We start from the raw sequence: 19,405 nt of genomic DNA, 5'->3' as shown, positions 1-19,405 counted from the left end.
ACCTATTGACTTTTTGGTGCTTTTTCAAACTCCAATTCTTTTCCTACTATATATAAGAGCCTGCTCTCACAAATTAATACAGCCAGACCTAAAAACTGGATCAGACCAGCTTATAAATCTCTGTATACTTCTGCTCCAGATAATCGGCCAAATAATCCGGATTCAGCTCTTCACCGGTTATCGCCTGGATCAGTTCAGATGGCGTTCTACTTTTGCCGTAACGATAAATTTTATCGGTCAGCCATTCCTTGATCGGCAGCAGATTGCCTGCCGTGATCCATTGTTCAAACTCCGGCAGCTCCTTGCGCATCGTATGGGTAATCTGGGCGGCATACATATTGCCAAGCGAATACGAAGCAAAGTAACCAAAATCCCCACCGGACCAGTGTACATCCTGCAGAACGCCCTGCGCATCATTTGGCGGCGTGATACCCAGATACTCTTCATATTTGCTGTTCCATACTTTCGGCAGATCGGCGACAGCCAGATTCTCGTTGAAAATCATTTTCTCGATTTCATAACGAACAATAATGTGCAGATTGTATGTCAGCTCATCCGCTTCGATCCGGATCAGTGAATTTTCCACCACATTGGCAGCACGGTAAAATTGTTCTTTACTTACACCGGACAGCTGCTCCGGAAACAAGGACTGCAATTTATCGTAATAATGATCCCAGAATACACGGCTGCGGCCGACAATATTTTCCCAGAAGCGGGACTGGGATTCATGAATTCCCATCGACGTACCGGTTGCCAGCGGTGTACCGACCAGGTCAGCCGAAATATTTTGCTCATACAGCGCATGTCCGCCTTCATGCAGGGAACTGAAAATGGCGCTCATCAGATCTTCCGGATAATAGTGCGTCGTGATGCGTACATCGCCCGGAGTGAGTCCGGTTGCGAACGGATGCTCACTCTCATCAAGACGCCCTGCCTGGAAGTCATAGCCCATCTGCTCCAGCAGGAACAGGCCGATTTCCTCCTGTTTCTTCAGATCATACTCCTGCTTCAGGAATGAATTGTCCGGTTTGTCGCTTGATTGCTGGATTTTTTGCAGCAGCGGGACAAGACGCGATTTCAACCGCTCAAAAACGGCATCCAGCTTGGTTACCGTCATATCCGGCTCATACATATCGAGCAGCGTATCATAGCGGGTATCCTTGACACCCCAGTAATCGATAAACTCGCGGTTCATCTCTACAATCTCCGACAGCATCGGTTCAAAGCCCTGGAAGTCATTGTTATGCTTGGCTTCTTCCCAGACGGTCTGGGCATGTGTCGTCAGGCTGGAGTACTTTTGAATTCTCTCCGGCGGGATTTTCTGGCTGCGTTCGTATTCCTTGCGGCATTCTGTCACCGAGCGCTGATCGGTATCACTCAGCTGACTGAATACGTCGGTGCGGGACAGAAACTCAATATAGCCTCCCATCTCCTCGGAGACGGACAGCTTGAATACTTCGGTTGACAGCATCCCGATCGTTTCTGCACGCATTTCCGCACCTTTACGCGGAGCGCCGGTGCGCAGATCCCAGCCCAGCAGGCCGAGTGCTTCGTGGTAGCTGCTGATCTTGCGAACCAGCTGCCGGAATGAGTTTAATACCTGTTCTACGTTTTGTTCCATGATCGGGTACACCTCATTTATTTATATTTTGTAACTATATCCATCTTGATGATACGTTTTTCAAACCGTATAATCAATGTTACATAATTTAATATTTTGGAATCAAGACATTTACAGACCTCAAAAACTGATGTAAAATCTATTCGTTTACATGAGAAAATGATGTGTAGTTGTGCAGGAAAGTAATGAAAAGAGTTATCATGCGATTTCAGCTGATAATTTTGGAGATTCCACGATCCAATATTCACTAATCTAATGTTTTAATTGAGGAGGAAATACAATGGATTCAGTTACAAATATTATGCAGCATAACGAGCAATTCGTGCAGACCAAGGAATATGAAGCTTATCGCTCCAGTGCTTTTCCGGATAAAAAGCTGGTTATTCTGACATGTATGGATACGCGTCTCACCGAGTTGCTGCCCAAAGCCATGAATATCCGCAATGGTGATGCCAAAATCATCAAAAACGCCGGCGCGGTTATCTCTCATCCCTATGGAAGTGTAATGCGCAGCATACTGGTTGGGCTGTATGAGCTTCAGGCAGAAGAAGTTATCGTTGTCGGTCACCATAGCTGCGGAATGGCTGCGCTCGATGCCGATCATATGATTAATGAGATCAAAGAGCGCGGCGTTTCCCCAACTGTATTGTCAACTCTGGAACATTCAGGAATTGATTTAAAAAGTTGGCTGCAGGGGTTTGGTAGCGAAAAGCAAGGGGTAATAAACACTGTGGAGATCATTAAGAATCATCCATTACTTCCCCCCCATGTACCAGTACACGGCATGATCATTGACCCCGCAACAGGTCAACTGGAATTGCTCGTGAATGGGTACACCCAACAAGAGACATCATTGTAGCAGAAATCGCGGGCCGGCTCCTTACATAATGAGGACTTAGCACAATCCGATTTACTGCTAAAGCCCGGATGAATTCATCCGGGTTATTTTTTATCAGCTGCTGCTGCTGTTTATTTGGAAAAGTTGAATCTTTTTGCATATTCATACGTAAGCTTAATTATGACTATTTTTTGTCTAATATGTACTTACTTTTGTATGCTTTCTTCTATTTTGTTCGTCGATTTCTTGCGAAAGCATACAGTTGTAGTGTACACTTTATTGTAAATCGGCCGATTTGCTGCTTTAGAGATAGGAGAGACTGCTTATGAATACGCTATCGTATGGTTTACTTGCACTGCTTGCACGCAAACGTTCATCCGGATATGACCTGATGCTCAGAATCCAACCGTTCTGGCAAGCCAAACACAGTCAAATTTACCCACTGCTCTCACGTATGGAAGAGCAGCAGTTGTTGACAGCGGAATGGATAAAACAAACAGACAAACCGGACAAAAAAATCTATGCCATTACTCCGCTTGGCGAGCAGCGTCTGCAAGAATGGATGCAAATGCCCGCCAGTGAACCGGTGACACGGGACGAGCTGGTACTCAAGGCATTCTGTCTGTGGATTACGGACAAGGATACTGCACTCGCCTTGTTCCGCAAAAGATCCATCTTTTATCAGGAACAGATTCACTACTTTGAGCAGGCGATCCACAAAATGCCTGACGAGAGCCACCAGTTTGGTTCTCAAGATTTTGGATTGTATATTTTGCGTCAAAAAGCGCTCGGAACAGCAAGATCGAATATGGAATGGACGACCTGGGTGATCGATATGCTCAAAAATTCGACACCACCGGAAGTATCTTCTGAACCACAGCATTACTAGTACCATCCGGTAAACCGAATTTATTTAAAATTCGTCTAAAATCGTGAAACCGGTCGATCGTCATTACGTATTACCGTAAGAGTACCCAAACACAATACCAACTAGGGGGATAATGGACATAATGAAAAAAGTGCTTATGGTCTTCATGGCATTCACAGTCGTTTTTGCTTCCCTTGGCATCTTTGCCAGCGATGCAGATGCAAGACGTGGTGGCGGCGGATTCAAATCTCAGCCAAAATCTTATACAAACACACCGAACCGCGCGGATAACAACAGCGGCAGCGTAAACAGCACCAACCGTTCCACTACCAACAACCGCAGTACAGCAGCTACAACAGGCAAACGCGGATTCTTCAGCGGCGGTAACTTCTTTACAGGTATGATGGTCGGTGGTCTGGCAGGTATGCTGTTCGGCAGCATGTTCGCGAACATGGGCTTTATGGGTAACTTCCTTGGCCTGTTGATTAACCTGATTGCTATCTACGTACTCTTTATTGCAGCTCGCGGAATTTATCGTATGATCCGTCAGCGTAAGAAATCCGCTGACCCTTACAACAGACGTTAATGGCAATGCGGCTTAGCATGGATGAGATTATCAATGCAGTATGTCTGAACATCGCCGAACGTAAAGGCATCCAGCCTACGGACGTCACTGTTCAGCTCGCCTGGGAAGAAGATACAGGCTATACAGCAGAGGTCTGGGCGCAAGGTCGCAGTCAGTACCTGATTGAAAGTAATCTCATAGAAGCGATTCTGCGGTATATGTTTTCCGAATACGACGCGAGAGTGTTCCGGGAACAGGTTGAACTGATAATCAACGATGACGTAGAAGAGATTCAGGCTATTATTCACGACAATTAAGTAATTTTATTACTTCCAGCATAATATAGCATTTCAGCAAGCCCTCCTTTGTATCCCAACCGGTGCATGGAGGGCTTTTATTTTTTGGTGACTGAACCGCAGCCTTGGATCATTTATAGTACAGTGCTGAATAATGCATTTCTTTATCGGCTAGCGACTGAATAAAACGCTTTCTTATTGACATTGTGCCTGTGACTTGTTAGAGTTTTAGTGAAAACAGAATATGAATTAGGGATGTTACCTGTTGGGCATAACCTGAATTCTCCTGTCTGCTTGTGATGAGCCGTCGGGAGCGTTCAGGTTTTTTATTTGCCCTGAAGATCCCCTACTCCAGGTATACGGAAGGAGAACGACTATGACAACATTGAAATTTCCCGAGAATTTTTTATGGGGAGGAGCGATTGCGGCGAATCAGGCTGAAGGCGCTTATCTCAAAGATGGTAAAGGGTTAACGGTAGTGGATCTGCTGCCTACCGGCGAGAAAAGATACGCGATTATGAAAGGCTATCTCTCCTCTCTCACCCCACTCGAGGGAGAGTTCTATCCGGCTCATGAAGCGATTGACTTTTATCATCGTTATCCGGAAGATATTGCCCTGTTTGCCGAAATGGGATTCAAGGCACTGCGTGTCTCTATTTCCTGGGCACGTATTTTCCCGACCGGTGAGGATGCCATACCGAATGAAGCAGGTCTTGTCTTTTATGACCGGCTGTTCGATGAGCTGTTAAAGCATGATATTCAGCCGGTAGTCACACTCGCTCACTTTGATGTACCGGTACATCTAATCGAGAAATACGGCAGCTGGCGCAGCCGCAAGCTCGTCACCCTGTTCGAGACGTATGCGCGTACCGTGTTGGAACGTTACCGGGATAAAGTAAAATACTGGATGACCTTTAACGAGATCAATATGCTGCTGCATCTTCCTTTCCTCGGGGCAGGACTTGTATTCAAAGAAGGGGACAATATAAAGCAGATCCAATACCAGGCAGCCCATCACCAGCTGGTCGCCAGTGCACTGGCGGTCAAAGCCTGCCATGAACTGATTCCGGATGGACAGATCGGCTGTATGCTGGCTGCCGGCAGCTTTTATCCGTATACATGCAATCCGGAAGATGTGTATCAGGGTATGGAAAAAGACCGCGAATCCTACTTCTTTATCGATGTGCAGTCCAGAGGGGAATATCCGGGTTATGCCCGCCGCTTCTTCCGCGATCATCAGCTGGACATTGTCATGGAACCGGGAGACGCGGAGATCCTGAGAAATAACACGGTCGATTATATCGGATTCAGCTATTATTCCAGCCGGACCACCAGCACAGATCCAGAAATTACCAAAAATATAACTTCCGGCAATGTATTCGGTTCGGTAGCTAATCCTTATCTGGACAAGTCCGAATGGGGCTGGACAATTGATCCAAAAGGATTCCGGATTACAGCCAATCAGCTGCATGATCGCTACCAGAAGCCTCTGTTTGTGGTGGAAAACGGCCTGGGAGCCGTGGATGAGCCTGCTGCAGACGGAACTGTGAATGATGATTACCGAATCGATTATTTGCAGCGCCATATTGCCGAGATGAGCGAAGCGATTGAGGATGGTGTGGATATTATTGGCTACACCAGCTGGGGACCGATTGATATTGTCAGCGCTTCGTCCGGTGAAATGCGCAAACGGTACGGTTATATTTATGTGGATCGCGACAATGAAGGCAATGGCTCTCTAGAGCGCAGCCGCAAAAAGAGCTTTGACTGGTACAAGAACGTTATTGCGTCGAACGGAACCGATCTCGGTTTGTAATGCAAATGGATTTCCATATGTAAATGCCGATAAAAGTCTGCTGTAACCAATCAAGACATCATATACGAGCGAAGAAGTCTGGTCAGACCAGGCTTCTTTTTTGCATCATGATAGCATTGACAATAGGGTTTGTTCCAGCTGCATTTTATGCATAACTGTATAGACGATAGGAATTGTTACTGGTTATGCAAGCAAAAAAAGGGCTGCTTATTGTCAGTAATGCCGGATCGCTGACAACGACAGAAACCAACTATACGATCCTGATGATGACAGCGGACAGTCCGTTTTGTTTCCTGCAGCTCCTGTTAGCAGTTACCATTGTTCCTGATCCGGCATTCACTTCGGAAGGTGTGGGCAAAGGCATCGCAATTAAGCCCGCTGTCGGGCGTATAGCTGCTCCACTTGACGGCAAAGCGGCGGTTATATTCAAAAAAAAATATGCATTCGTGCTCGTCTCCCAGCACAGATTCCGACTCATGTCGGCATCGATACGGTAAAGCTTGGAGGCCAACCTTTTACTATATATGTACAGGGAGGTAACCGTGTGACCCAAGGACCCTTATCCAAATAAAAAAGTACTCGCTTGAACAGAGAAAAACGACTGCCCCATTATTATACTGGAGCAGTCATTCTGATTATAAATATTCACTATTTTGTAGCGGGATTCAGATCAATGGATACAATATACAAATCTTCCTGATTGCGGCCCAGACGAGCCAGCTTGGTCAGAAATTTCTCGTTATCGATATCCATGAGGCTATGAGCGTAGTGTTCCAATTCACCGATCACCAATTTGGGATTACTGCCTGGACGATTAATTAACCCATTAGTATACAAAACAATCCGCGTATTTTCACCGTATTCCAGTTTTTGTGTATTACCGTTGACATTTTGATTCATACCTACAGGATCTGTTGTTACATTCAGTCTGGCTAAGGGACCCTCCCTATCAATCAACAAACCTGGTGTATGACCGGCATTGAAATATTCCAACTGTTTGTTTTCAAGATCAATGAGCATATAAATGGCTGTAAAATAAGCAGTACGTCGTGTCTTGCCAAACAGTATACGCATTTGTCGGTTCAACTCGGCATATACTTCTTTGGGCTTGCGATATATGCCAATAATATTGTCCAGCAGAGAGCGAATGGACATACTGACCAGTGCTGCCGCGATACCACTGCCAGGAACATCAATCAGCAGTACGCCACACTGACGATTATTAAACATCCTCCAGTAAAACATATCTCCGGACACTTCGGAAGATTGAAAATACTTGCTGTGAATCTGGATACCCGGCTCGGTTAATGGAGGAGTCAATACGCTATTTTGCAGATGCTTGGCGAGCTGCAGATCCTTTTGTACTTTTTCTTCCCATGCTTTGCGGGAATCCATTTCCTTTTTCAGACGCAGTGCAGATTGTACACGAGCCAGCAGCTCATAATCAGGGCCGCCTTTTTCAATAAAATCCATTCCGCCTGCACCAAATGCTTCCTTAAAATGAACACGATCCGCAGTCAGAAAAATGATCGGTAAATCCTGATATACCGGCAGGCTTTTAATTAAAGCACATGCCTCGATACCATCGATTTCGGGCATAACAATATCGAGTAGAATTAAATCAACCGATGCGGCTTTGCGTGGGGCCTGATTATTATAAATACCTAAAATCTGATACGCTTCCTGTGCTGATGTTGCTTTTTGCACATCTTCATATCCAGCCGTTCTCAACACATTTTCCATGAATGCTACGTTCAGTTTGGAATCATCCACAATTAGTATGCTGCTCATTGACTCTCCTCCGAAATCAGTATACTTATATTTCGACAAAATCAGTCAATTATGTAATAGCCAGCACGTAAGATCCTTGATAATATAATCTGCCTCTTTAATGGGAAATTCCGCGCCTTATATCAAAAAAGGTTAATCATTCGTTGGTAGAATGATTAACCCGCTACTTGCAAAATTTCATTGAATTCCAGTAAAATAGCTGTGCCTTCCGTACCTGTATGCAGCATAATACGATCTGCCGAGAGATGCATCAAAGCAAAACCCTTACCAAGCGAACTTTTACTGCTATAGCCGGAAACCAGAATGGTTTTGGGCAGTTCATGTAATGGAATACCCGAACCGTGATCCGTAATATAAATCTGGTATTTTCCATTTTTTTGATAAACGGATATTTTGCCTTTCTCCGCATGCTTAATCAGATTGGTCACAGCTTCAGATACAGCCAATTTGACACTCATTACTTTTTTGGCATACTGCTGCCGGATCAGTTCAGGAATATGCTGGGTTACCAACGTACGACTGGAAGATACATCTGCGCGTGTGTTTACTTCCATTTCATCCATCCAATCGCCCAGCTCATGTTCAATCTCCTGTGACTCCAGACAAATATCAATTTTGCTGTGAGACAACGTACTAATTACATCTTTGTACGCACGCAGTGTTTTCAGATGGAGTTCTTCCCGATATTGCAGTGCTGGTGTAATATCATTGAGCACAATAGCTACCCAGTCACTTTCTGGATAAAAATGAGCTTCATACGTATTGCCCTCACTTACCAGAACTTCATAAAAGTGTTCCGATAATACCAACGCACGGGAGGCAAGTGCTTCGATATCATGAACTATGCTAAATGGCAAGTCGGTGTATATATGCAGACTGCTGGAACCTACAAATTTTAGTAAACGCGTTCCGCCGGTAATGTTCGACAGTTCCCGATTCTGCTGTCTGTCCGGCTCAGTAACAGAAACAAGTTCTACACTGCTAGGAGTGTCATTATAAATCATATACTGTCTCAGCCACGTAATGGTACCGGCATGAATATGGCTGACCAGCTCGGGATCAAGTTCTTTGTGAGACATGTTTTTCAGTTGTCTAATGACCTCATCATCCTGATTAAAATGTCTCATCAAGTACTCAAGTTGATCACACAAATGAATGATCCTGGCCTCGTATGGGATTTCTTTTCCTTTCAGGCGAGCAGGATAACCTTTGCCATCGTAACGTTCATGATGATACAAGATCCAATCCGACATCTTTTTATCACCTGTCACTTTTAGCACTATCTCTGCACTTTTTACCGGATGGGATTGATATTGCTCCTCTTCACTCAGCGATCTTGCTCCTCGCTTGGTCAAAATGTCGAGAGGCAGCAGCATTTTGCCAATATCATGAATAGCAGTCATATTGATCAGATCTACACGCTTTTTTTTGGGATAGCCGAGCAGTTCCAATACATATTCACAAATAACGCTCACATTATGACCATGACCCTGTACTCTTTTGGACATACGCATCTCACCAATATGGATAAACTCTTCTGCTCCGCGCCGCCAAAATCTAAGCTGACGAATATACCCATATGAAAAAAAGATAATCAACATTAGGAACAATAGAATAAAAATGGTCTCATGAAACATATATCTCAGCGATAGATGCATCAGAAAATGAGGAACAATAATAGTACAAAGCAATACAGGAACTGCCAGTTCCTTACATTTCATAATCAGGTTGTTGGATAATGAAGTACCGTTAATCGTCTTGTTTATTCCTGCTTTCAACAGCATATGCAGCAGGCTGAATATTAACGCCGCCACGCTGGCTTGGATATAAAAGGAAGCATTTTCCATACTTTTCACGATTTCATAAGCAGCGTAGAGACATAAGGTATACTTACCCTGAACCACTAACAGGCGAAATACGTTGAACCGATGAAAATTGAAGCTTATGCTATGCAGATGACTAATAATATTACTCAATGCGATCCCATACAAAGCTTCTACGGGTCCGTAAGCCAGCAGTAGAATCAGGAAACCAGCCAGACTGCCACTATATTTTTCTCCGCTCAGCAGACGAACCGGGAATAAGTCAAGCAGGGTGATCAGCAGGAGAATCGGTACAAGCCGAATAAACTCCACGCTGTCTCCCCACATCATGTAGAATATGCTAACAATCCCAAGGATGCTCAACAGGATGGTATAGACATTTTTCTCTTTCATTTAACGTAGGGTATCCTTGCCTAAAATCTCATCCAGCTGCAGCAGCTCGAATACCTCCATTACTTCGAGCTGTGTTTGTTCAATCCATACCTGTTTTTCTTGCTCCTGCAGATTTTGTACCAGTTTGATCAGCAACCCTATACCCGATGAGTCGACAAATTCTACTGCTGCCAGGTTGAGAATAATTGCTGCAGCCTCCGCCAGCTCCGGCTCCAGCTGTTCTTCAAAAATATCACCGGCATCAATATCAATATCTCCTTCGCAATACACAATAATTTGCTGCCCAGTTAAATTCAGATGATAGGTAAACATATTAATCTCTCCCATTCCATACGATTTGATGGTTTTCGTCCAATCGGATTATGACGTGATCAGCATCTTTGACAAACTGGTGAATTCGCTCTCCGATTTGAATAGTAGTACCCTCCAGAATCTTTTTTGCCTGGATTTGTGCTTTGGCATCCACATGCAGTCTGGTTACTCCCGTACCTGGTGATCCGGCTTCCTGCAGTACCATACCTTGTGCTGCATAATAATTCCCGCCACGCAGTGCTCCTACTGCTTCCAGTCTGCCTTCACAATGGAGATGCGCATTGTAGGCTCCCTTTTCCACAACGATATCACCACCACAGCAGACAGTACTGTTTTGAACATAATGCAATCTTGCAAAATTTGTTTCCGTTGCAGGAATAACAGCCAGGGTGTAGAAATAATTGGTTCGCCGTATAAAGTTCTCCAAATCTTCGGCTGTACAGAACGGACTTGATTCCTTATTCATAAATCCAATTTTGATCTCCTGAAAATAGCTGATCCATTCTTCCTTAAGCACAGGCTGATACTGCTCTTCCAGTTTGATTAACCGTTGCAGCTGTTCCAGCAGCCATTTAAATCTCCCCTGAAATAGTACCTGAAATAATGGAGCAAGACCTGTATCATTCATATCATTAATCTTAAAAGCAGAGGCTCGACTAACCTGCCGTACTGCCTGCTTCAGCAATTCGACCTGTTCACGCAAGTAAATCAACATTGGTGCCACCTGTCCATAAAACAGCTGCAGCTGTCCGACAGTCACCCGGCTGCTGATAACATTGGCATGAACAATTAGTGAATTACCTGCAATAATTTGCGCCATATTAATGTTACCGCGTACACGTATATTACCTTCTGCCTCAACTTCCATCGTATCCTGTACTGCCCCACTGATCTCTACATCACCCTGAAAATGAATATTACCGGTCGCAAGGTTAACATCTCCGCTGTGCATCAGCCTTGGGATCATGGATAGCTTAATATAATGCCCATTACGAGTCTGACTGGGCATACCTGCTTTCAATGCGAAGGCACTTCGTCCGTCGTCGGATAGCCTTACATCCTTGGAAGGGATGATCTGAAGATCATAAACAGCAGGGGCCTGAATGACATTTCCGTAGATATCCATTCCATCTGCTCCAGGATGAGATGGAAGTATGGTACCAATCAGCTCCCCTTCCAGCACTGATGGAAATTCTCGGGTTTCCCGGTAATCAATCGTACCGTTATCCCGCACCTTTGGCTGTACTTTACGGGCAGCAGAATCGGTCTTTGACTGAAATACCCCGTTGTTTCCGTGGATGGGAGAACGTCCGGTTACAATAACAAAATTCCCTTCATTGCCAGCCCGGCATGCCGATTCAATTGCCGCCGCATCTATACCAAAGATGATTTCTTTGGCAGCAAGCTGTTCGTATACCAATTGAGGATTAATTTCGATCGGTTCTTTTCTCTGGGCAACGCGCAGTATTAAACGGGTTGCCGGCTCGGCATCCATCAAATAGCGTACCATACGGTAGCCCGGCTCGATTTGAAGGGAAGCTTTCATTCGATCAGCATCTATATTCAGCTGCCAGCTTGGATCTTTGGACTCATCGGTAAGCCGGACTTCAACATGATCCTCCTTGCTTACTGCAGCGGATTGCCCTGCAAGAAGTTCTACTCCGTTAATCAATATATCGCCACTCTTAAAAACGTCGATGATCGGCAGGCTTGCTCCTGCTGGCACATTCACATTTATCTGCCCGTTAGTAATCCAGATTTTCCCCTCTTCTTTTATCTCAAAAGGCAGACCTGAATCCTGACGATCTTGGGATAAGTCTGTTCGCATAGTTTCTGGAGCAGGCGATACTGACTGAATCTGTACCGCATCTTCTAAAGCGTTTGCATTAGAGGATACTGATCCCATGCCGGAATGGAAATTTACAGAGGAATTGGGAACCGCAGGTTGTGCAGCACTAGCAGCAAGCAGACTGACTTTGACAACAGCCGGCTTGGAATTCAGCCCCAAAAATCCTCGATTCTCACTATCAATAATCTCAATACTAACCTCTTTTTTACTGACTTCCAGCAGAGCAAGCGCTCGGTCCACTGCCTGTTCCACTGTTTTGCCTTTAGAAATTATACTTCGTTCCATACGCTATCCCTCCATTTCCTCTGTTACTTCAATTCAATTGACAGAATACAAATATCATCATCACGCTGACGGTTGAGACGCTCCAACTTGCCAACAAAAGTTTTATTATCCAGATAGTGCAGACTTTGTGCATACTGCTCCAGATTTTCAATCCCGGTATGAATGGATAAGCCGGGGCGTTCTACCAAACCATCAGTATATAGTACGATTCGTGCAGGATTATCATACGTAATGGTAGCAGTATCCAATTTCATGTCCGGCTTGATTCCAATGGGTACTGTAGTACCGGTTAATTTAATGGGACTCTGGTTAGGGCTCAATAGTAAGCCCGGCGGGTGTCCTGCATTAAAATATTCAATTTCCCGTTTCTTCATATCAATATATAAATAGATCGCTGTAAAATAGGAAGTTCGACGATTTTTGCCAAATAACAGCCGCATCTGCCGATTCAATTCGGCACATACCTCACGCGGCTTGCGATATTGGCCTACAATGCCATCCAGCAGTGAGCGGATAGACATGCTGACCAGCGCTGCAGTAATTCCATGGCCTGATACATCAATGAGCAGTACACCGCACTGACTGGAATTAAACATTTTCCAGTAAAACATATCTCCTGACACCTCTGAAGATTGCATATACCAACTATGAATGCAGATGTCTGGCTCCATCAATGGTGGTGTCAGCACACTGCGCTGCAGATGCTTGGCCAGCTGGAGATCCGTCTGTACTTTTTCTTCCCAGGCCTTGCGAGAATCCATTTCTTTCTTTAGTTTCAGGGCAGATTGAACACGTGTCAGCAGCTCATAGTCCGGCCCGCCCTTTTCAATGAAATCCATTCCCCCTGCATTAAAGGCTTCCCTGAAATGCATACGATCAGCTGTCAGAAAAATAACAGGCAAATCCTGATAAACACCCAAACTTTTAATTAGTTTACAAGCTTCTATTCCATCAATATCCGGCATTACAATATCCAATAAAATCAGATCCACCGAAGCCGGTCTACGCGGTGGTTGTCCATTATAAATCCCAAGAATAGAATAAGCTTCCTGTGCTGAATAGGCAGTATAGATATCCTCATATCCAGCCTTTTGGAGCACATTTATCAGATATGCTATATTCAATCGGGAATCGTCTACAATCAGTATGCCGCTCATGAGACCGCTCCCCCAAAGTCAGTATACTTAGTTTATCGTCATAATGTGCTTGTTATGTAATATAAAGTATGAAAAAGCCCGGGATAGAATGTGAGATTCTGTCCCGGGCTGCAGCATTTTTTATTTAAATGGTTGTAGATGTTGAAGATTATGGACTATCGCTCTCTAGAATGAAATGGCTGCGGCAGTACTGCTACTTCATTTGCTCCTCATCAACCTCCTGAAACTGACGCTGTCGCAGCCATTCCCGTTTGTTCATCACAAGAGTGCTGGCAATCATATCGTGTAATCCCTGCTTACGCGGAGTCCAGCCAGCGATCATAAAGCCAATTCCGAAAATGTTGCTGAGCATTTTCCCCCAGTATCGTCCAGCAGCACGACCAAAACGCAGGGGCTGGTAATAACTGTCGACAGCCATAATCTTCATTGCCATTTTCCCGGGAGTAGCATGAAAACGGGAAGATTCAAGTAGACTAAAGTACAACCATGGAAAAATCAGCTGTGTGAATTAGTCATTTCTGATTTTTGTGCTTCTTTTGGTTCATACATATTGTGGTGTTCCTCCGATAATTCATTTTGCTTTTGTACATAAATATAGAATTTTCATATAGCAGCGTATAATTACAATAGTCTTAAAGCGAAAACCAATCAAATCTCGCCTTTGATTCCTTTCTTGTTGAGAATCTAATTTTGCTCCCTGTACTTGGTAAATAAGTTTGCTTACTTTTAGAACTTTCAATTTCAACAAGTATATTTTTTCCTAAATAATAGCAAAACCTATTACTTTCCAAGTATCTCTACATAAGAAAAAAATGATATCTCTTATTTTTTAAAAGCTGATTCTCCTTATTATTCAAATTGGAATGAGTTTTGAATCGATTATCAAGGGTTTAGGGTGATCAGTGTTTTGTATATTATATAATTTGAACTAAACAATTACACGTTCAAACAAAGTCGATCAATCACTTCTTGCGACTGCTGATTCACACGCGACAAGTATTTTCGGTGATAATCTATATGATCGTCGGATAGCCGCCAATCATACTGATTAAGGAACTGAGCAACTTTGGCTAAGACTTGATTCCGATGAACGACATCATTGTGCTTCGATTTAGCAAGGTAATTAGCGAGGCTTAGCTCGACTTGCTCCTGTGACATCGGGTCTATGACATACTTGACGAAGATTTGGGTAAGTTCATCAAGATCAAAGCCATGTCCTAGTACATTCTCCCGCCGCATCAGGGTTAGGGCTGTATTTAGCGGTAGCCGTTTCATGGATGCACCCTCCCTTCTGCGGCGGCAGGGGCGGCTAGCTTTTGCTGAACGCTCCATTTCCTCCATAAGAGATACTGCCGCTGTGCTTCCTGTTCATCATAACCATGCTGTACCATGACATTCAGGATGGCGCGGGGGATGGAATCGGTGTAGCCATACAAGCAACTACGAAACCTTTCCCATGAGATGTCATACAGGACAACAAACGCCCGATGTGTTAGCCCTAGCTTCTGAATGCATTCTTTGACTGGATGCATCATGATAGATTTCTCCTTTCAAGTTGTCTTCCCTTATAGGTTAGACACTCTACAGGCAGGAATCACACCAGACATACAGAAGCATAGGGAGCTAATTGAATCTTGAATTTGTCACATCTGAATAACCCATGAATAACAAGACAGCCTAGATTATAACGGTAACTTCCGAATGCATTCAATTAGAGTACCGCATCTCGTCACCCTATTGGAATGATTAACCTTTTCGGTCTAATCTTCGTACGAACAGGAAAACCCGAATTTGCTTGACTTCGTTATCCCCCGCCCGCTAATTGGGCAGTTCGTGATGCGCAGTTGTCGGCATCCCCCACCATTACAACGGAATGATCCCATCCTTAATAGCTTGAGCGCATGAATTTATTGATTTTCTAAGAAATGCACTAAAACTGTCCCAAACTAAAACAGGAGGACCGTCCCCCTCGACATACTGATAAACTGGAGGATCATTACCTTCTGATATAACAAAGAAACTGAATTCATACCCTTGATGCATAGAAAATACAAAAGCATCCGTTGGTAAGATATAGGTTTCTTCGTTTTCCGCCAATAAATCTTCAGCTTCTTTTCTTAATTCTAAAAGATCATCTACATTTCGAAATAATATATCAGTTCCTTGAAAAAGTAACCCTGCATCATGACCAATAGCCAAAAGAAACTCTCGGTATTGGTTTGGTAATTTTGACCCTAATACTTGTTCACATTGTTCTACTTCCGATGCGGTAAAACCTTGAATTTCGTTATCATTTGCAATTTTGTATTCACTCAATAAACTGACTATTTCTTTCTTATCCATTGATATCACCTACTTTTACTTGGTCCATGACTTATTATAACCTCAACATTAGGAAACTGCTCTTTAAACTGTTTTATCACACCTGAACATGATTGGCAAAATGGTAGTTCAGAGAACAGATGAACTTTCCCTGTTACGTTAGTTGGCAACTGGGAGGCTAATTCCTCTAGAATCTTCACTTCTGCATCTAAGGTTCTTGGATTACCATCTGGAGTTGTTATCGTCTCGAACTTACGTTGATTGGGCACTCCTGCTGTTCCTGCTCGATCTGCCTTACCACTAACCCCAATAATCTCACCTGTTGATCCATTAATTTCATATTCAGCAAAAGCTATGTTTCTTTTTCCACCGATGTTATTAGCTTGTCGAATCTCATTTATTTTCTCTAATGATTCTTCAACAGAACGCGAACCAATTCCAACACCTTGTCCCGTCCCCTCAGAACGCATATACCCGTTCTTTTCCGGACCCGGCAGATCTTTCTCCGCAATCCGATACACCATCCCATCGGCCCCCACGACTTCCATCCCGGGATTCGGTCTCGGCATATCAAAAGGCAACTTGGGTACTTTGGTTTTGAGGGGGAGGAAGCCGAGTACCAACTCTGTCATCATCCGCGTCTTCTGTCCAGAAGAAGACTCACTAATCTGATGATAGGTCTGAACAGGATGAACTGCCATTCCTACAAGTCCCGCCATGCCGTCAGCTACTTCATTTGCACGCTCTTTAAGGACTTCCGGCTTGCCTTCTACCAGATCCACGAACAGCGACACGCCACCTTCCGCAAATGTACCAACTTCATCCCAGATAATCCAGGCCGTCGAATGATTATTCCGCTCCGCTTCCTCCGCGGCCTGCTGCGCAATTTCTGCCTCTCTTTCCTGATACCTTTGCAAATTATACGCTTCCCAGGCTTTGCGCTGTGTCTCATTATCCCAGCGCAGACGGACATCTTCCGGGATCTGGCGATAGGATTGTTCCAGGCTGACCTGTGAGGTCCAGCCGATTGGACTAAAAGGAGTCAGTAGCGCAATACGAGCCTGGGTCATGACTTTGCCTGCCCACCAGTGCCGGTAGTGCTGATCCCGTTCGTCGATGCGTCCCGCCCAATCCCAGCCACTTCTATTCCTGGATTCAGCTTCGCCACTCGTTTCATTCTTTTTTAACTGTGAGTATGCAAGAAAAGCTCGTTCCTACTCATGGTTCAAGTGGGAAAGAGCTTTTGAAGTTTATCAAGTGTTTGAATTATTTAGTGTTTGGTTTGTTGGTTGTATTGTACGATCTTGTTGTTGGGGCTGTAAACCCTCATAAGTTAGTTTTTAGGATTCTTATAGCACCAATCTGGGTCATACGGTAACAATTTTAATTTTTGCATATCCTCCCAACTGTAGACCCAATCATAGTCCGCGACCCAAAAGTAATCATCGGGGTTTAATTTCAGGTATTCATATATAAAGCGAAATATCAATTCTTGGGCACCATAAATCTCCTCAATTCCACCCACCTGATATAGTGAAAGACTCGGATCCAAGCCAAAAATGACCTCGTTATTATCATAAGTGATCTCGTAGTTATCAAGTCCATCAACATAAAATATAAATTGCTGATTATTCTCATTAACCAAAGGCTTATCAGTAACATTTAAGGTTGTATATAAGAACTGTTCATTCTTATATTTTTTATAGTTATCAAAATACAATCTAGCATCTGCATGAAAAGCAGCTACTATCGTGTCGCTTAACAATTTTTCAGGGGTATACTTTTCTTGCTTCATTAAAATAAATGCTGACGTTCCCATACTACTTTATCACCTTTCCTAATTCGTCTAATGAATTAACGATAGTCACACCCAGCTCTTTAATTTGTTCTAATTTTTGTATATCTCTCGGAGATAAATTACCAAAGGGCTTATCGATATACAGAATAACTTTCTTTTGTTCTGGATTGAAATAGAACTCGTCAGTCGCATCTGTCATTTTCTCCAGTTGCCCTTCCTTGACAGCTTTAAGTGATGCCTTAACTTCAATCATTTCATCTTTTGTAACCACATCTAAGTCACCTGCGGCTTGACCATCCTTCTTCAATACCTTCTGTCCAAAACCAGTTACTTCCTTCTGTTGTCTTAAGAAATCCGCGACCTTTGCTTCAGTAGCTTTGCCAACGTCTGAACTATTCAAAAAGCTATCAATATCACGATTAATATTTTTCGGATGTTGATCAACCCACGTCAGTTCGTTGCCAGCAGGATTTTTGTAGGTCGTTTTACCTCCGTCTTTAACTATATTACCAAGATTTTGAGGTTTATCCGTCCCCTCAGAACGTATATACCCGTTCTTTTCCGGACCCGGCAGATCTTTCTCCGCAATCCGGTACACCATCCCATCGGCCCCCACGACTTCCATCCCGGGATTCGGTCTCGGCATATCAAAAGGCAACTTGGGTACTTTGGTTTTGAGGGGGAGGAAGCCGAGTACCAACTCTGTCATCATCCGCGTCTTCTGTCCAGAAGAAGACTCACTAATCTGATGATAGGTCTGAACAGGATGAACTGCCATTCCTACAAGTCCCGCCATGCCGTCAGCTACTTCATTTGCACGCTCTTTAAGGACTTCCGGCTTGCCTTCTACCAGATCCACGAACAGCGACACGCCACCTTCCGCAAATGTACCAACTTCATCCCAGATAATCCAGGCCGTCGAATGATTATTCCGCTCCGCTTCCTCCGCGGCCTGCTGCGCAATTTCTGCCTCTCTTTCCTGATACCTTTGCAAATTATACGCTTCCCAGACTTTGCGCTGTGTCTCATTATCCCAGCGCAGACGGACATCTTCCGGGATCTGGCGATAGGATTGTTCCAGGCTGACCTGTGAGATCCAGCCGATCGGACTAAAAGGAGTCAGCAGCGCAATACGAGCCTGGGTCATGACTTTGCCTGCCCACCAGCGCCGGTAGTGCTGATCCCGTTCGTCGACGCGTCCCGCCCAATCGACGAATCCATCCATAAGAAAATGAAGATAACAAAAAATAGGTAGATCATGGAGGTAGTCGATATACTCCTGCTGTTCCCGTCCTCGCTCGGCCACATACTGCATGATATGATTTCGTTGATACAGCTCTTCCTTGCTACCCTTCCAGGTCGCATCCCCAAAGGCAATGTCTGTTCCTGTTGCCACCAAATTGCCTACATCGTTTGCCAATCCGCATAGTCCAGCCCATATTAGAGAATAGAATAGCAGAACGAGAAGAAACACTGAGGATGTCTAGCATCAGAATAGACAGCACGAATCAGGATTCAATGAATCATGAATAGATATGTAGATGATTGAGATCGTAAAACCTCGAACTCCCCCATTTTTTATATCCCAATGAAAAACAACAAAAAAAAGAACCCCACACAACGGCGGGGGGATAGTTAGCCAAACAACGGCAAGTATTTACGATAGTAATC

Annotated in this window: 17 protein-coding genes and 2 pseudogenes; 6 read left to right on the top strand and 13 right to left on the bottom strand. The window is 44.2% G+C overall.

The features are described 5' to 3' along the window. Window positions 1-100: 100 nt before the first annotated feature. Window positions 101-1,621: a carboxypeptidase M32 gene (locus tag M1D61_RS09735; protein ID WP_458122156.1), complete on the bottom strand. Its 1,521-nt coding sequence runs from the start codon at window positions 1,619-1,621 to the stop codon at window positions 101-103. Between the two features lie 280 nt (window positions 1,622-1,901). Between M1D61_RS09735 and M1D61_RS09730 the strand changes: the two genes are divergently transcribed. From M1D61_RS09730 to M1D61_RS09705, 6 genes and pseudogenes are all read left to right on the top strand, one after another. After that, on the top strand, window positions 1,902-2,480 hold the full coding sequence (locus M1D61_RS09730; RefSeq protein ID WP_458122155.1) for a beta-class carbonic anhydrase: 579 nt from the start codon (window positions 1,902-1,904) through the stop codon (window positions 2,478-2,480). A 304-nt stretch (window positions 2,481-2,784) separates the two neighbouring features. After that, window positions 2,785-3,348 carry a PadR family transcriptional regulator gene (locus M1D61_RS09725; protein WP_458122154.1) on the top strand — a complete coding sequence of 188 codons (564 nt, stop codon included), beginning with the start codon at window positions 2,785-2,787 and terminating at the stop codon, window positions 3,346-3,348. Between the two features lie 121 nt (window positions 3,349-3,469). Then, window positions 3,470-3,913, top strand: a complete 444-nt coding sequence (locus M1D61_RS09720) for a hypothetical protein (RefSeq protein ID WP_046213943.1) — start codon at window positions 3,470-3,472, stop codon at window positions 3,911-3,913. 5 nt (window positions 3,914-3,918) lie between these two features. Then, window positions 3,919-4,209, top strand: coding sequence for a YxcD family protein (locus M1D61_RS09715; RefSeq protein ID WP_046214553.1), 291 nt, complete (start codon window positions 3,919-3,921; stop codon window positions 4,207-4,209). 355 nt (window positions 4,210-4,564) lie between these two features. Continuing rightward, the gene (locus M1D61_RS09710) at window positions 4,565-6,004 is read left to right on the top strand and encodes a 6-phospho-beta-glucosidase (RefSeq protein ID WP_458122153.1); all 1,440 of its coding nucleotides are present in this window, start codon (window positions 4,565-4,567) and stop codon (window positions 6,002-6,004) included. Window positions 6,005-6,189: 185 nt separating this feature from the next. Further along, window positions 6,190-6,575: pseudogene (locus M1D61_RS09705) on the top strand (PTS glucose transporter subunit IIA). A gap of 77 nt (window positions 6,576-6,652) precedes the next feature. Here the strand turns inward: M1D61_RS09705 and M1D61_RS09700 are convergent. The 12 genes and pseudogenes from M1D61_RS09700 to M1D61_RS09645 form a co-directional block, all read right to left on the bottom strand. Further along, on the bottom strand, window positions 6,653-7,795 hold the full coding sequence (locus M1D61_RS09700) for a PP2C family protein-serine/threonine phosphatase (RefSeq protein ID WP_458122152.1): 1,143 nt from the start codon (window positions 7,793-7,795) through the stop codon (window positions 6,653-6,655). A gap of 155 nt (window positions 7,796-7,950) precedes the next feature. Further along, window positions 7,951-10,011, bottom strand: a complete 2,061-nt coding sequence (locus M1D61_RS09695; RefSeq protein ID WP_458122151.1) for an HD domain-containing phosphohydrolase — start codon at window positions 10,009-10,011, stop codon at window positions 7,951-7,953. Next, complete coding sequence (locus tag M1D61_RS09690) at window positions 10,012-10,323, bottom strand: STAS domain-containing protein (protein WP_458122150.1); 312 nt, start codon at window positions 10,321-10,323, stop codon at window positions 10,012-10,014. Window position 10,324: 1 nt separating this feature from the next. Beyond that, complete coding sequence (locus M1D61_RS09685; RefSeq protein ID WP_458122149.1) at window positions 10,325-12,424, bottom strand: flagellar assembly protein A; 2,100 nt, start codon at window positions 12,422-12,424, stop codon at window positions 10,325-10,327. Between the two features lie 56 nt (window positions 12,425-12,480). Then, entirely contained in the window at window positions 12,481-13,296 is an 816-nt protein-coding gene (locus tag M1D61_RS09680) for a PP2C family protein-serine/threonine phosphatase (protein ID WP_458122464.1), read from the bottom strand. Window positions 13,297-13,305: 9 nt separating this feature from the next. Beyond that, a pseudogene (locus M1D61_RS09675) lies at window positions 13,306-13,614 on the bottom strand (response regulator); the annotation flags it as partial. 193 nt (window positions 13,615-13,807) lie between these two features. Next, window positions 13,808-14,098: an RDD family protein gene (locus M1D61_RS09670; protein ID WP_458122148.1), complete on the bottom strand. Its 291-nt coding sequence runs from the start codon at window positions 14,096-14,098 to the stop codon at window positions 13,808-13,810. Between the two features lie 452 nt (window positions 14,099-14,550). Beyond that, window positions 14,551-14,889 (bottom strand): hypothetical protein, encoded by a 339-nt coding sequence (locus M1D61_RS09665; RefSeq protein WP_458122147.1) that lies wholly within the window; start codon window positions 14,887-14,889, stop codon window positions 14,551-14,553. A gap of 588 nt (window positions 14,890-15,477) precedes the next feature. Next, the gene (locus tag M1D61_RS09660) at window positions 15,478-15,957 is read right to left on the bottom strand and encodes an SMI1/KNR4 family protein (RefSeq protein ID WP_458122146.1); all 480 of its coding nucleotides are present in this window, start codon (window positions 15,955-15,957) and stop codon (window positions 15,478-15,480) included. Between the two features lie 5 nt (window positions 15,958-15,962). Then, on the bottom strand, window positions 15,963-17,006 hold the full coding sequence (locus M1D61_RS09655; protein ID WP_458122145.1) for a deaminase domain-containing protein: 1,044 nt from the start codon (window positions 17,004-17,006) through the stop codon (window positions 15,963-15,965). Between the two features lie 263 nt (window positions 17,007-17,269). Continuing rightward, window positions 17,270-17,755: a hypothetical protein gene (locus M1D61_RS09650; RefSeq protein ID WP_458122144.1), complete on the bottom strand. Its 486-nt coding sequence runs from the start codon at window positions 17,753-17,755 to the stop codon at window positions 17,270-17,272. 1 nt (window position 17,756) lies between these two features. After that, window positions 17,757-19,154 carry a hypothetical protein gene (locus M1D61_RS09645; protein WP_458122143.1) on the bottom strand — a complete coding sequence of 466 codons (1,398 nt, stop codon included), beginning with the start codon at window positions 19,152-19,154 and terminating at the stop codon, window positions 17,757-17,759. Between the last annotated feature and the right edge of the window lie 251 nt (window positions 19,155-19,405).

The sequence above is a fragment of the Paenibacillus sp. Z6-24 genome, from assembly GCF_054161335.1.
This window is presented reverse-complemented; position numbering and strand designations above follow the sequence as displayed.